11 protein-coding genes and 1 riboswitch are annotated in these 14,534 nt (G+C 43.7%); of the genes, 1 reads left to right on the top strand and 10 read right to left on the bottom strand.

The features are described 5' to 3' along the window. Window positions 1-13: 13 nt before the first annotated feature. The 10 genes from PGY05_RS06850 to PGY05_RS06805 all read right to left on the bottom strand — a co-directional run bounded on the left by PGY05_RS06850 (window position 14) and on the right by PGY05_RS06805 (window position 13,158). Window positions 14-1,219, bottom strand: coding sequence for an ABC transporter substrate-binding protein (locus PGY05_RS06850; RefSeq protein WP_022220739.1), 1,206 nt, complete (start codon window positions 1,217-1,219; stop codon window positions 14-16). Between the two features lie 31 nt (window positions 1,220-1,250). Continuing rightward, window positions 1,251-4,097, bottom strand: a complete 2,847-nt coding sequence (locus PGY05_RS06845) for a hypothetical protein (protein WP_270475562.1) — start codon at window positions 4,095-4,097, stop codon at window positions 1,251-1,253. A gap of 276 nt (window positions 4,098-4,373) precedes the next feature. Continuing rightward, a riboswitch (cobalamin riboswitch) is annotated at window positions 4,374-4,568 on the bottom strand. A gap of 295 nt (window positions 4,569-4,863) precedes the next feature. Beyond that, a complete protein-coding gene (locus tag PGY05_RS06840; protein WP_022220741.1) occupies window positions 4,864-6,564 on the bottom strand; it encodes a [FeFe] hydrogenase, group A in 1,701 nt (566 codons plus the stop codon). A 12-nt stretch (window positions 6,565-6,576) separates the two neighbouring features. Then, the gene (locus PGY05_RS06835; RefSeq protein WP_270475581.1) at window positions 6,577-8,445 is read right to left on the bottom strand and encodes an NADH-quinone oxidoreductase subunit NuoF; all 1,869 of its coding nucleotides are present in this window, start codon (window positions 8,443-8,445) and stop codon (window positions 6,577-6,579) included. Then, window positions 8,435-8,920, bottom strand: coding sequence for a complex I 24 kDa subunit family protein (locus PGY05_RS06830; RefSeq protein WP_022220742.1), 486 nt, complete (start codon window positions 8,918-8,920; stop codon window positions 8,435-8,437). The genes PGY05_RS06835 and PGY05_RS06830 overlap by 11 nt, the downstream gene beginning before the upstream one ends. Window positions 8,921-9,173: 253 nt before the next feature. Continuing rightward, the gene (locus PGY05_RS06825) at window positions 9,174-10,097 is read right to left on the bottom strand and encodes a LysR family transcriptional regulator (protein ID WP_270475561.1); all 924 of its coding nucleotides are present in this window, start codon (window positions 10,095-10,097) and stop codon (window positions 9,174-9,176) included. A 62-nt stretch (window positions 10,098-10,159) separates the two neighbouring features. Next, complete coding sequence (cobK, locus tag PGY05_RS06820) at window positions 10,160-10,921, bottom strand: precorrin-6A reductase (RefSeq protein ID WP_270475560.1); 762 nt, start codon at window positions 10,919-10,921, stop codon at window positions 10,160-10,162. Next, window positions 10,918-11,976, bottom strand: coding sequence for a cobalt-precorrin 5A hydrolase (locus tag PGY05_RS06815; protein ID WP_270475559.1), 1,059 nt, complete (start codon window positions 11,974-11,976; stop codon window positions 10,918-10,920). Before PGY05_RS06815 ends, cobK begins: the two co-directional genes overlap by 4 nt. 5 nt (window positions 11,977-11,981) lie before the next feature. Then, window positions 11,982-12,320 carry a cyclic-di-AMP receptor gene (locus PGY05_RS06810; RefSeq protein WP_008371815.1) on the bottom strand — a complete coding sequence of 113 codons (339 nt, stop codon included), beginning with the start codon at window positions 12,318-12,320 and terminating at the stop codon, window positions 11,982-11,984. A 151-nt stretch (window positions 12,321-12,471) separates the two neighbouring features. Next, on the bottom strand, window positions 12,472-13,158 hold the full coding sequence (locus tag PGY05_RS06805; protein WP_270202818.1) for an ABC transporter ATP-binding protein: 687 nt from the start codon (window positions 13,156-13,158) through the stop codon (window positions 12,472-12,474). Window positions 13,159-13,376: 218 nt separating this feature from the next. Here PGY05_RS06805 and PGY05_RS06800 point away from each other — a divergent pair, with 218 nt between their 5' ends. After that, complete coding sequence (locus tag PGY05_RS06800) at window positions 13,377-14,531, top strand: double-cubane-cluster-containing anaerobic reductase (RefSeq protein WP_055246529.1); 1,155 nt, start codon at window positions 13,377-13,379, stop codon at window positions 14,529-14,531. Window positions 14,532-14,534 lie beyond the last annotated feature (3 nt).

The raw sequence follows: 14,534 nt of genomic DNA, 5'->3' as shown, positions 1-14,534 counted from the left end.
TCTTCTCCGTTTTCTATTTTACATGGTATAAAAATGTCATCTTGCTTTCATCGCCGCCTGTCAGCATCAGATTCATATCCGTGATCAGTTCCCCAACGATATCGGTTGCCTGATACAGATATTTACCGGTACACCATACATTTCCTTCTTTGACTGCTTTGAAATCAGAAAAAAGTGCATCTTTTTCTTCCAGATCTTTTACACTGTTGATTGGATTATCGATACTTGAATTATAAATCAGATAATCTGCATCCGCCGCCTGTGCGTAAAATTCTTCCATTGTAAGTTTTACTGCTGAAGTATTACTGTCATCACCAGTCAGATCATCGAATACATATCTTCCACCGGAAAGTTCGATCATTTTCGGAATATAATCATCACTTCTTCTTACTACCACCGTTCCGTCACTGCTTACATAGAAAAATGCAACTGTCTTCTCGGTATTCTTAAAATCTTTGAGCGCATCGACATTTTCCACCTGCTTTTCAAAAAATGCATCCGCTGCATCTTCTTTATTCAGCATTGCTGCATAAAGTTTGATCCATTCAGTTCTTCCTAGAGGATGCGATTCATAGCTGGACCGGTCGATCATCACCGGGATATCCAGAGATTCGATCATCTCCTGTACCTTCGGTGTGTGAAGGATCATGGTCGATTCGATGGCAAGATCACAGTCTTCGTCCACCAGCATCTCATAATCCGGTTCACTGTATTTCCCTGCAAATTTTATTTTCCCATCATCCATCGCTTTGACTGCATTTTCAATATACCATCCGGAAGCCTGGGTACCTGTCATTGTAATATTATCCAGAGAATCGATCGCATTAAAAAGTGCCATTGCAGATGTCGCCGCAAGATAAATATGATCCAGCGGCTGCTGAAGGATCACGTAATCCTCCTCGGCTCCATCCGGCACATCCTGATTTTCCGGGACGACCAGAAATTTTGCATCGTCTTTGATATCGATCATCTTATAGCCGTCTTTGTAGTAATATACCTGAAAACCTTCGGCATATTCCAGATCCATCGCGGATTCATAAGTGAGTCCGTCAATCTCCGGACCTTTTTTTTCTTTGGCACTTTCTTTCGTACTGCTGCTTTCTGTTTTTTTTGTATCTGTTGTATTCTTTTTCGTCTGCCCGCATCCGGTCAGTGCTGCCGTCCCAAGCAGCACTGTACTCAAAAGAATGCACCCCAGACGCATCGTTCTCTTTTTCATTTTCTACCTCTGTATCCAAAAAAGAATCTGCCTAGTTTTTTGCAGAAGAATCTGTACTGTCTGTCTGCGCGAAAATTGCCTCGTAAACCTTGCTCCACTCTGCTTTTGCATCATCCTTTTCCTCATCTGCTGACCGGTCAACGATCATCGGAACATCCAGAAGAACAAATTTTTCTGCCAGCTCTTCGTATCTCTTCTGCTGATCTTCTACCGACATTTTCTTCTCATTCTTTTCATCCGGAAGAATTTTATTGGAAAGGATTGCAAGATCACACTTACTCTTCATCAGTTTTTTATTTTCCGGTTTCTTATAGGTTCCTGCATAAATGATCTTCTTAGCTTTCATTGCTTTTGCAATGCCTTCTACCTTACAGTTCTTCTGTTTTACCCCTACTGATGTAATCTGGTCTGTTGCATTCAACTTATCCAGGATTTCCAGTACTTCCTCTGAACCTACATATGCAGACTTCTTTGGCTTCTGGATCACGATCATTTCTTTATCCAGACCTGCCGGAATTTCTGCGTCTTCCGGGACAATCAGATAACGGACGATCTTTGCTTTGTAAAGCGCAAGCTGTTCTTCCTGTGCCGGTGTCAGTCCGGAATCTGTATCTTCTTTTGTATCCTTTGTCTTGGTCTCTTTTGTATCCTCATCTTTTCTCTGATCGATTTCTAAAAGAGTGATTCCCTGATCATAATGATAGATCTTGAAGTACTTAGCATGCTCTACCTTTGTCTCAGACTGATAAGAAAGTCCCATGATTTCCGGCGCTTTCTCATCCAGTGTATCTGCACTTAAATTGGTCTCCCCACTTACTGTAGTTCCGTCTGCTTTTGCTGCAGCACTTAGGTAAATGAAAATCGAATAGTTGATTTCATGCGCTGTTGACATCTTGGTTGTCATACCGATGATCGTATTGTTCTTGTTCAGTTCTACCGGAATGACAAATGTAGACGTACTTCCGGTTGTTGTCGGATAATAGGTATTTCCATTCGCCTTTACATAGCCATAAGAACCACTGCTAAATACAATGGTAGCATATGCCTGACCGCCTGTCACGGTAATCTTGGTACAACTGATACTGACCTTTCCGGTTCCACCTGACCAGGAAAATTTATCCGGTGTATAGACACCGTCTGCAAGTGTTGTTGCACTGTTTACACGGGCAGTTCCACCATTTAAATCTGCCTCGTATTTGGATTCTTTGTCCGGGGTCTGGTTTGTGCCTGTGCCTCCGGAAGTGGTGCCGGTTCCAAAGTTAGTGTTCTGGCTGGTGTTATTTCCCTGGTTGGTGTTGCCATTATTTCCAGTAGTTCCATTTGTGGAATTGCTATTGTTCAGATTCTTCATGCCTGCTGAGGCGAATGTCAAGGTACGGTCATACCATACTTGCTTTTTATGAGAAAATGCTGCCACTGAAATTCCTGTGTCTAATAAAGAAACCGGAATCGTATAGGTATACATACCATTTTTGTCCACAACATAAGGAATCCACTTGGACTTATCTGCAAGTGCTGCTTCTGCACTTGTTCCTACATACAGATAATCATATCCTGTACCACTGAGTGTAATTTTGGCAGTCATCTCCCCATTTTTTGATGTTAAGATGCAATCCATAACTTTAAACATGGATGAACTTGAAGTTACGTTTACTTTATAAGAGCCATCACTTACCTGAACATATTTGGTTATTCCTTCTGTCTTGAATGTTAATGTACGATCAAACCATTTACCACTTTTTTCCCCATGTGCTGCAATCTGAATCCCAGTATTCATGCTTTCCACCGGCACTGTAAATACACATTTTCCTTCTACAATTTCTTTAGGCGCAATTAACTGATCTTTTGAAGCTTTTTCAGCATCCTTAGCGGTTCCCACGTATAAATAATCATATCCTGTTCCACTAAGTGTAATATCTGCCTGCATCTTGCCACCAACAGATGTCAGCACGCAATTTACTACACGAAACATTCCACTAGCTGAAGCTGCATCAACATCTACTACATACTTTCCAGTATCCAGTACGCTCTTGTCCTCATTTCCCGGTTTCTGGTTTTCGCCACTTCCGGTTCCCGGTTTGCTCTCTCCTAAATTGCCTCCCTGTTCAGGATTTTCTGTGTCGTCTTTTTTATTTTCTGCTGATAATGAAATATGAAGCGTGTAATCTCCGTCTGCTTTCCTACTCACCCAACCTCTCTCTTGGCTATGTGGTACAAAGGCAACATCCGTTCCATCTGCTGACAGTGGAAGTTCAAACGTAAATAAATACCCTTTGCTTGTTCCCGTTCCAACTATCGCCTTTTCGTCTTTCCGTTCAACTGTATCAGCTTTACTTCCAATATAAATTTTATCGTAAGTTTTACTCTCTGTTTCTATCGAAACTTTCAGGTGATCATTTTCTTTTACAACAGAAGACGATCCAACCTTAAACATTGCAAAATCACTGGTAACATTTTTCGCTTCCTGCGTCTTCACTTCCCCGGCATTTTCCGCCGTTTCTTCCGACTTAACCTTCTGCTCCTCTGCAGCCTTCTCTTCGCTCTTTCCGTCTTCGCCCGCTTCTTTTTTCTCTGCCTCAGTTACATTCCCTGTTGCCGCATTTTCTTCTGCTTTCGGCTCTTCCTGACTCTTCTGATTCTCGTCCGTTCCCTGTCCGGCAGTCGTTTCTTCTTCCTGTCCGGTCACTTCTTCAGCCGGCTGACCTGCTGCGTCTGCCGCACCGATTTTTCCGTCTGTTACTTCTACGGTCTGCTGACCTGATTCTGTATTTTCTACTCCTGCCACTGCACTGTCCTCAGCGTAAGCATAAGAAACCGGTGTAACCGACATTGCAACTGCCATGAAAAGTGCAAGAAACTGTTTTGAATTCCTCTTCATAATCCAACTCTTCCTCCTGATGTCCTGATCTTTTGTCGCTTGACAGCTCGATGATGTACATTCGCCAAATTCAGTTCCTCGTGCAAGCATAAATCTGCACTTGGCTCATCGTATGCAAAAAAAATCTGCTTCCTTTTTCCTGAAAGCAGACTTCACCTACATCCTCTGCCACCGGAACTCTTTTCCGTATATATGGCAGCACAAAAATCTTGCTTTCATACTCAGTATGAAGCAAGATATCATTTCTTTGTGTATGTAAACGCGCTTTCATCGGAAGCAATTTACTCTCTTTCAGCAGGTCTCCTGGCTTATGGATCTTAACAAAGCTGCACCTTCTCACATTTTTATGCAATGGCTTGCCGCCGCTTTGCTCCTCATTTACAGTGACCGGATCGCTCAGGACTTTCACCTGATTCCCTTTTAAGCCGACCAGAAATTCTTCTGTCGGGCACTGAAAAAGTTTCTTTATTTATTCTTACTCACTATAACAGATATGTTTCTTCTTGACAAGAGTCATCTTTCCTGGTTTATTTCCCTATTTTTCCCAAACTCTCCATTAAAAATCCCGGAAGTTTTTGTTTCAAAATCGACACCTTAATGACTATATGTTTATCATAATTTCATGACCTACTTCATTTATATATAGAAAGCGAAGGGGATCGAAATGAGAAAAAAGTGCCAGTGAATGTATGAAAATACTCTGAAATAAGACAATGCAGCCGCCAGATCGACGACTGCATTGTCTTATACTCTTTTTCGTACAATTTTATTTTTTCGCTGCCTCAAAATTACGATGAAGTAATTCGTGGGTCTTTCCTTTCAGAAGTTCATCATATAATGACAGGATCAGCGGATTCTCATTCGACTTCTTAATCTGCGTATTGATATCGGTATCATACAGGCCTTTGCTTCTGGCTATCCTGCTTCTCGGACCTGCCGGGACTGGCTGTCCGCCACCCATGATACATCCGCGCCTGCATGCCATAACCTCAACAAAGTCGTAATGTACCTCGCCCTTCTGGATCTTCTTCATCAGCGCATCTGCATTTCCAAGTCCACTGACAACAGCTGCATGGATAGTACGTCCGTTGTAATCAAACTCTACTTCTTTCAGTCCTTCTTCTCCACGAACTCCACTGAATTTGATCTTATCCATTTCCACACGGTTATGTCCTTCACGAAGGCGCCTGAGTACGGCTTCTGTCACACCACCGGTTACTCCGAAGATCACACCTGCACCAGATCCGATACCAAACGGCATATCGGATGCTTCGATCTCCAGATTTTCAAAGCGGATACCGGATTTCCGGATCATTGTAATCAGCTCTGTTGTAGTCAGTACATAATCAATATCCTGTTTTCCATTCGTGGAAGATTCCGGTCTTAAAATCTCTTCTTTCTTTGCAGTACACGGCATGATCGATACAGAAACGATTCTCTTTCCACCATTCTTTTCCGGATCCTTATAGTATTCACGGATCACAGCACCAAACATCTGCTGCGGTGAACGGCAGGTTGACAGATTTTTTGCCAGATCCGGATAACGGTTCTCACAGAATTTTACCCATGCCGGACAGCAGGATGTAAATAATGGGAGATTTTCTCCGGATGCAAGTCGTTCAAGAAGCTCTTCTGATTCCTCGATCACCGTAAGGTCTGCACCATAAGAAGTATCATAAACTTCATCAAATCCAAGGCGGTGCAACACATTGACGAGTTTTCCCATCACATTTTCCCCTCTTGGAAGGCCGAACTGATCGCCGACTGCGACCCGGACTGCCGGTGCGATCTGTGCGATCACCTTTGTATTCTTATCTGCAAGAAAATCCCAGATCACTTCGATATTGGTATTGATACTGATCGCACCTGTAGGACAGACAACCCTGCACTGTCCACAGTTTACGCAGTCTGTCTCTGCAATCTTTTTGTTAAATGCCGGTGTTACCAGAGCCTTTGTTCCCCGGTATGCAAAATCAATCGCATTAACAGACTGTACATTGTCGCACATACGGACACAGTCACCACAGAGAATACATTTATTCGGGTCACGCACGATTGACGGTGAACTGAAATCCAGTGGATACTGTTCTTTTGTATTTTCAAATCGGACGGTTGTGACGCCCATACGGTGTGCCAGCGCCTGAAGCTGACATTCTCCACTCTTGATACAGGTTGTACAGTCTCTGCAATGTGCAGCAAGTAAAAGCTCCAGAATCATCTTACGATATTTCATAAGACGCGGAGTATTCGTGTAAATGACCATCCCATCTCTTGGCGGTTCTGAACAGGATGCAAACGTCTTTCCTCTCTCATCTTCTACGGTACACAAACGACAGGCTCCATACACAGACAGTTCTGAATGGTAGCAGAGTGTCGGTATATCTATATCTGCATTACGGATGACAGAAAGTACATTCGGCTCATCTGTAAACTCTACCTTCCTTCCATCTATTGTCATATATCCCATGACTCATTCCTCCTATTTCTCGATATGAATTGCTTTAAACGGACACTGTTCCATGCAGGCTCCGCACTTGATACATTTCTCCTGATTGATATGATAAGGAGATTTCAGCACGCCTTCAATTGCACCTGCCGGACAGTTTCTTGCACACTTCGAGCAGCCCTTGCATATCTCCGGATCGATCTGGAATTTACGCAGATTTGAACAGACACCTGTCCGGCAGCGTTTCTCGTTGATATGTTCCAGATATTCCTCTTCAAATGCATTCATGGTACTGATAACCGGTTTCGGTGCGCTCTTTCCAAGTCCACAAAGCGCCGTACTCTCAATCATATCTGCCAGTTCACGAAGCTCGTCCATATCGGATGGTTTTCCGTTTCCTGCTACAATACGCTCCAGGATTTCAAGCATTCTCTTTGTACCTTCACGGCAAGGAACACATTTTCCACAGCTTTCTCTCTGTGTAAAACTCATGAAGAATCTGGCAACCTCTACCATACAGGTATCCTCGTCCATGATAACCAGACCGCCCGAACCGATCATTGCCCCGATCTTCGCCAGTGAATCAAAGTCCATCTTACTGTCCAACTGATCCTCGGTCAGACATCCACCGGACGGACCACCGATCTGTACTGCTTTGAATTTCTTGTCATTCTGGATTCCACCGCCGATGTCATAAATAACTTCGCGCAATGTAATTCCCATTGGTACTTCGATCAGTCCTGTATTTCTTACATTACCGGTCAGTGCAAATGCTTTCGTTCCGGGACTCTCTGGTGTACCGATTCCTTTGAACCAGTCTGCACCATTTGTTGCGATCATCGGAACATTGGCATAGGTTTCTACGTTATTAAGAACAGTTGGTCTTGCCCATAATCCCTGCTCTACTGTACGTGGCGGTTTTACTCTCGGCATTCCACGTTTTCCTTCAATGGATGCCGTCAGTGCGCTGCCTTCTCCACAGACGAATGCACCTGCACCACGGTTGATATGTAAATGGAAACTGAAATTGGTTCCAAGAATGTTGTCTCCTAAAAGTCCGATTGCCTCTGCCTGGCTGATCGCTGTCTTCAGTCTTTCAATCGCAAGCGGATATTCTGCACGTACATAGATATAGCCTTCCTGTGCCTGTACTGCATATGCTGCGATCATCATGCCCTCGATCATACGGTGCGGATCACCTTCCATGATACTTCGGTCCATAAATGCACCCGGATCACCTTCATCACCATTGCAGACCACATAGCGGATCTTTTCTTTCTGGGAAGCAACCTGCTGCCACTTTCTGCCGGTGCGGAATCCGGCACCTCCACGTCCACGCAGATTCGAATCATAGATTGTCTGGATCACTGCTTCCGGTGTCATCTCAAAGAGTGCCTTTTCGATTCCGGCATAAGCACCGACTGCAAGTGCACCCTCAATATGCTCTGCGTCGATATGTCCGCAATTCTTCAGTACCAGTCTGGTCTGCTTTGCGTAGAACGGAATCTCTTCCTGTGACGGATAGGTCACTCCATCCATCTTGTAGAGAAGTCGCTCTACCGGTCTGCCACCCAGGATTGTTTCGTTATAAATCTCTTCGCAGTCTTCCAGTTTTACTTTAATATATAAATAATTATATGGCTCAATTCTTACCAGAGGTCCCATCTCGCAGAAGCCATGACATCCACTCTTCATAACCTTTGTATGTGCGATTTCTTCCCCGATCTTTACTTCTACCCCTGTATGATCTTTTGTCAGTTCTTTTAACTTTTCATAAATCTTGCCTGATCCACTTGCCAGACATCCGGTTCCCCCGCAAACCAGTACTCTGCAGTCAGCCGATTGTTTTTTCTGACATTCAATACGATATTCCTTCAGTTCCGTTCTGTTTTCAATTTTCATTTTCTTCACCTCTCAGTTCTTCAAGAAGTTTGATTACCTTCTCCGGTGACATCTTCGGATGTACTTCATCATTAACTGTGATCGCAGGTGCAAGTCCACAGGCTCCAAGACAGGATACAGTCTCTACTGTAAAAAGCATATCGTCTGATGTATGCTTGTGCTCATTTAACCCCAGCTCTTTATACAGCGCTTCCAGGATAGGAATGGATTTACGCACATGACAGGCTGTTCCGTCACAGACCTTGATCACATACTTTCCTTTCGGTTCAAATGAAAAATTCTCATAAAAGCTTGCCACACTGTACGCTTTTGCCTCTGTAATCCCGATCTGTTTTGCTACATAGGTAAGCAGTTCCGGTGGAAGATAACGGTATTCCTCCTGAATATCCTGAATGATCGGTATCAATGAGCGTTCCTCCCTTGTATGCATGGCAATGATCTCATCCGTTTTCTGATAATAAGATGCATCTAACATTCCATTTCCTCCTTCGTCATATTGTACATTTCCTTCTTATTATTCTATTATTTTTATGACATTATAACATATATCTATAGTTTTCGTTTATACGTTTCATATATGATAGCTATATATTTTCCAATATATAATAATACAAGAATCAAAAGTATTAGTATTTATGAATAGACGGATAAATGTGTACCCAGCTCATCAAATACACAAAAAGAGCAGAATGGATATATCTTGGTCCGATATATCATTCTGCTCTCATTTACATCATTTCACGGATTGTTTCTTTTAAATGCTCAATAAATTCTCTTTCGTACAATTTTTTCTGATAACCCTTTTTGTAGATCAGCACATCCCGGATCATCTGTCTGGAAAATCCGGCATGCTTCTGCACCAGATTGTAGTTTTTTCTTAATTTTTCCGGTACTGGCGATACCCACATATAACTGTTTTTTACTTCCCGCAAAATATCAAACTGGCTTCCCCTTTCAAAAATATAAATTTTATTATGTGGATGAAGCGACTCTCCATTCTCACTCAGCTCGGTGTATTCTCCGGTCGGAAGTTTCCAGTCCCCATGCAGGATTTCCACACCATCTTCCAGTTCTTCTCTTGTCTTTAACTCCCTCTTTGCAAGATCTCCATCCGCAGAAGTTAAGATCACATACGGAAGCTCTGCCAGAAGTTCTGCATCCAGCCCTTTCAGATCAAGAAGCGACTGAAAATAAGGTTCATTCTCGCACAGATACCGGATGATTCCCATGGAATACCCGTTCTGCAACACATTTTCAATGGCATGCATAGAACTGCTTTCCTGAAATTCTGCTTTGATCGCCGTTTCCTTGCTCTGCATTCCGATAAACTCTGCAAATGCACTGGAAATGTAACTTGCCCTCGGAACAGTAATCTTAAATGAGAGATTTTCTTTCCCCAGATCACTGCAGTCCCTTTTCATTTCCTCTATTTCGTAAATGATCCTTTTGGCATACTCCAGAAATTTCTGTCCTTCTCTTGTCGCCTTAACTCCCTTTGACGACCGCTCAAAGATAGAAATTCCAAATTCCCGCTCCAGATGCTTGATCGCTTTACTAAGATTTGGCTGCGCCACATAAAGTTCCTTCGCCGCCTTTGAGATTGATCCACTCTTATCGATTTCAACTACATAATGCAAATCTGTCAGATTCATCTTCCCCATCTGCCTTTCTGATCTCTGACTTTATCTCCCCATAACTATTTTCTGAACTTTTATTACAGATTCTTTTCCAGCCATTTACAGACTTCTGAAAATGTTCTCCCTGTTTCTTTTGGTCTTCCTACCGCAACAAGAACTGCCCCTGTTTCCTTTGCCGCCTGTACCTTTTCTCCAAAGCCTCCGGCTTTTCCCGATTCTTTGGTCACAAAATATTTCGCGCCTGTCTGATGGATCGTAGCCACGTTCATCTCCTTTGAAAATGGTCCCTGCATTGCAATGAGATGCTTTCCTTCAAAGCCAAGCGCGACCGACTCCATAACCGCCTGCTCCGTAGAGAGGACTCTCGCAAAGCAACGCTCTTTATAATCCGTAAGCTTTGTATATTTTATCAGTTCCTTGCTACCGGTGGTAATCAGAATCTTTCCTTCTGTATTTTGCAGATATTCCACCGCATCTTCAACCGACTGCGCCCAGATCACCCGATCCGCTTCATCCGGCACTGCTTCCATCTCCTCCCGCAGGCAACGCAGATACTGCACACCGGAGATTTCGCAGGCCCTCCTTATCTCCCCAGTCACAAGTTGTGCAAATGGATGGGTTGCATCGATCACCAGATCGATCTGCTTTTCCTTTATCATCTCTGCCATCTGCTTCTGATCCATACGTCCAAAAAAGACTTCCGCATTCTCATGCTCTCCGGTACATTCTTTTCCATATTCGGTTGCGGCACTGACATAAACTTTTACATTTCTTCCATCCAGAAATTCCGTAATCCGCCTTCCCTCTGTTGTCCCTGAAAATATTAAAATCCGCTTCATATTCTGATCCTTACCTTCTTTTCTGCCACTGCTATTGTCACCCGGTTCATGCACTGCTTCGGCATCAGAAGCCTGCCATCCTCTCCGGCTGCAAGGATCGCCACCCGCTCACAGACATTGTCCACACCCGTGACCTTCCGGACAAACTCCGAATGGGAGCCGACACATTTAACCTTTCCCAACTCTTCTGCTGAAAACGTGTAAAATGGAAGCTTCCACTTTGCCGCATAAGAAAGTAATCCCTCTTCTTCTTTTTTCAGATCAATACTGTCGATCTCAATGACTTCCTTTTCTGTAAATCCAAGGATCTTTTTTGCCTCATTGACCGCGCTTTGGATTTCTTCTTCGGAAATCCCTTTGCGACATCCGATTCCTAGCACCAGGTTCTTCGGCGGAAGATCCAGAATCGTCTCTTCTTCCCGCCTTTCGCCACTTCTTCCTGCAATCCGGATTCCATATGGATAGTTTCTGAGAAACTCTTCTGTTTCACATAGCTTTAATTCCTCCGGAAACTTTCCTTCTACTGGAAATACACTGTAAAGTCCAATCTTATTCCCATCCAGAACCACAGCTGAGATCTCCTTTGCCTTTTTCCGGTCTGTCAGTACCAGACCATTGCTTTTTGCAAATACATCTACTGCAAACTTTTGTTCCACATCCGTTGCTGTAGTAAGTACTGCCTGCGCATTTATTTTCTCCGCGATTTCCTTTGCAAGCTCTACAGCTCCGCCCACATGTCCCGACAGGAGCGGAATCACATAGCTTCCTTTTTCATCCATCACCAGAACCGGCGAATCGGTAAATTTGTCTTTCACATGAGGGGCGATCATCCGCACTGCGATTCCTGCCGCCCCGATAAAAAACAAAGCCTTCTCTCCCCAGAGGCTGCCTATCCAGCTTTTCTTATCTTCCGGAAAAGCATGAAATCCGTATAATCTGCAAAACCGTGTCAAAGTATACACTTTGACACGGTATCCGCTTTGTATGAAATTCTCTCTGACTTTACAGGCCATCTGACAACCTGCATCTGTAAAACTCAAGATTACAATTTCCATAAACTTTAGTATTTCTCCATCTGCTCCACGTTCAGTACAAAAATTGTACTTCCGCCTACCTGCACATTGATCGGAACAGACGGTGCTGCGCTCATGCTGCTCTGTCCTGAGATCAATGCCGGGTTTGCATAAGTGATCGTCTTTCTTTCGCCAGAATTCTTCTTGATGATCTTCAGTGCCTCTGCTACCTTCTCATCATCCACTACAACCATGATCGTGGTGCTCTTTTTCTTCAGAAATCCACCGGTTGTAGCCAGCTTTGTTACCATGTATCCGGCAATATTCAGTTCCTCTATCGTCTCCAGTTCATCATCCTTATGCAGGATTGCCATAATCATCTTCATACAAAAACCCTCCTGTCTTATCTGGCTTTTGATGCCAGATTCCTTTTTCTTTTATTTTACCGCATTTACCTGGAAAGGTAAACGAAAATGTTGCATTTTAAAAGATTTTAAAAGATTAGTTGAAATCCAAAACGAACTTTAACTTTGTGCATTACCTGTTACAATAATCTTCTTCAATCCTGCCATCCAGTATCCGGATCACCCGATGTGCCTGACTGGCAATCTCTTCATCATGTGTGATGATAATAACCGTTCTGCCTGACCTGTGCAGTTCTTTCAGGATTTCCATGATCTCCTGTGTTGATTTCGTATCCAGATTGCCGGTCGGTTCATCGGCAAGAATGATCGGCGGTTTTGCGGCAACCGCTCTTGCCACCGCAACTCTCTGCTGCTGTCCTCCGGACATTTCATTCGGCTTATGCTTCATCCGGTCTTCCAGACCGACACTTTTCAGGGCTTCCATCGCAAGTTGCTTTCTCTCATTTTTTGACACCCCGCGGTATACCAGCGGAAGCTCTACGTTTCCAACTGCATCCAGATTACTGATCAGGTTGAATCCCTGGAAAATGAAACCGATCTCTTTATTCCGCACATCTGCAAGCTGATTATCTGTCATACTCGCCACATCCTGCCCGTCCAGAACATACTTGCCGGAAGTCGGTGTATCCAGACAGCCGAGCATATTCATCAGCGTTGATTTTCCCGAGCCTGAATGTCCCACAATCGCAACCAGGTCTCCTTTTTCGATATCCAGATCGATCCCGTCAAGTGCACGGACTTCATTCTCACCCGGATTGTAGATTTTCTTCATATTTTCTATATGAATCAATGCCCCCATAAATGTTCTCCTTTTCTTTTCGCTCTACTTTACGTTCCTGTTTTCAATATACCTTATTTTGAATCCAATCACAATGCTATCCTCCTGGCATCATGAATTCTTAAGAATTTCCATTGAAAACATCTTTAAATTTCCTTCTTTATAAAAAAAATCAATTATACATCTCGTTTAAAAACACTTATGATAAAATTATCATTTATAAAAAAGGAGATCTGAAAATGACCAATTTAAAATTACCGGAAGATTTTGAAACCTATCCGGAAGCAAGAAAGAATGCTTTTCTGAAAATGAAAGAGCTGAAGGAGTCCGGGCGCAGAATTGTCGGAGTTTTCTGTACCTACACCCCATGGGAACTGATTGAAGCTGCAGACGCAGCTGCAGTTGTACTTTGCGGGATCGGAGATGACAATATCCCGATCGCAGAGACCAGACTGCCACAGAACCTTTGTCCTCTGATCAAGGCAAGCTACGGTGCCGCCCTCGCTGACCGCTGTCCATTCTTCTATTTTTCGGACATGGTACTCGCAGAGACAACCTGCGATGGAAAAAAGAAAATGTATGAACTGATGTCTGAGCTTAAGCACTGCCATATTATGCAGCTTCCGCCAGGAAAAACCGGCCGCGGTGCGCTGGAATTCTGGAAACAGGAGGTAATCAGCGTCAAAGAAGATCTGGAGGATTTCTATCATATAAGGATCACAGATGAGCAGATCCGCAAAGCAATCCATCTTCGCAACCGGGAACGCAAGGCCGTCCTTGACTTCTTTGAGATTGGACGCTTAAAACCGACTCCGATTACCGGTTATGAGATCAACACGGTTATTTCCTCGAACGAATTCACGGTTGATCTGGAAGAAAAAATCAAATACCTGGAACACCGTACCGCTGAGCTTAAAGAGCTTTATGAAAAGGAATATAAAGGCAAACCATCCCGTCCGAGAGTTCTCATTACCGGATGTCCGACCACCGGCGTGATCGACAAAATTGTACGCCAGATTGAAGAACTCGGAGCAGATGTTGTCGGCTTTGAGAACTGTTGCGGTCCACGTGAGAAAAAAGATCCGATTGATGAGACAAAGGATCCAATCACTGCAATCGCCGAAAAATATCTTCGTGTAAACTGTTCGGTCATGAGTCCGAACCCGGGACGTCTCGAGGCGCTTGATGCCCAGATTGATGAATATCAGGTAGATGGTGTCGTTGAGGTCCTTCTGCAGGCATGTCATACCTTTGCCATTGAGTCCGATGCAATCCGCACCTTTGTTACCAAAGAAAAAGGACTTCCGTATATTGCGATCAATACAGACTATTCTTCTGGTGACCAGGCACAGATCAATACAAGACTCGGGGCATTTATCGAAATGCTCGGTTAAAAG

The sequence above is a fragment of the Coprococcus sp. AF51-11b1 genome, from assembly GCF_027682785.1.
In the GTDB taxonomy this organism is placed as follows: Bacteria; Bacillota; Clostridia; order Lachnospirales; family Lachnospiraceae; genus Allocoprococcus; species Allocoprococcus comes.
The sequence above is the reverse complement of the archived record's forward strand: the minus strand, read 5'-3'. Positions and strand labels throughout refer to the sequence as shown.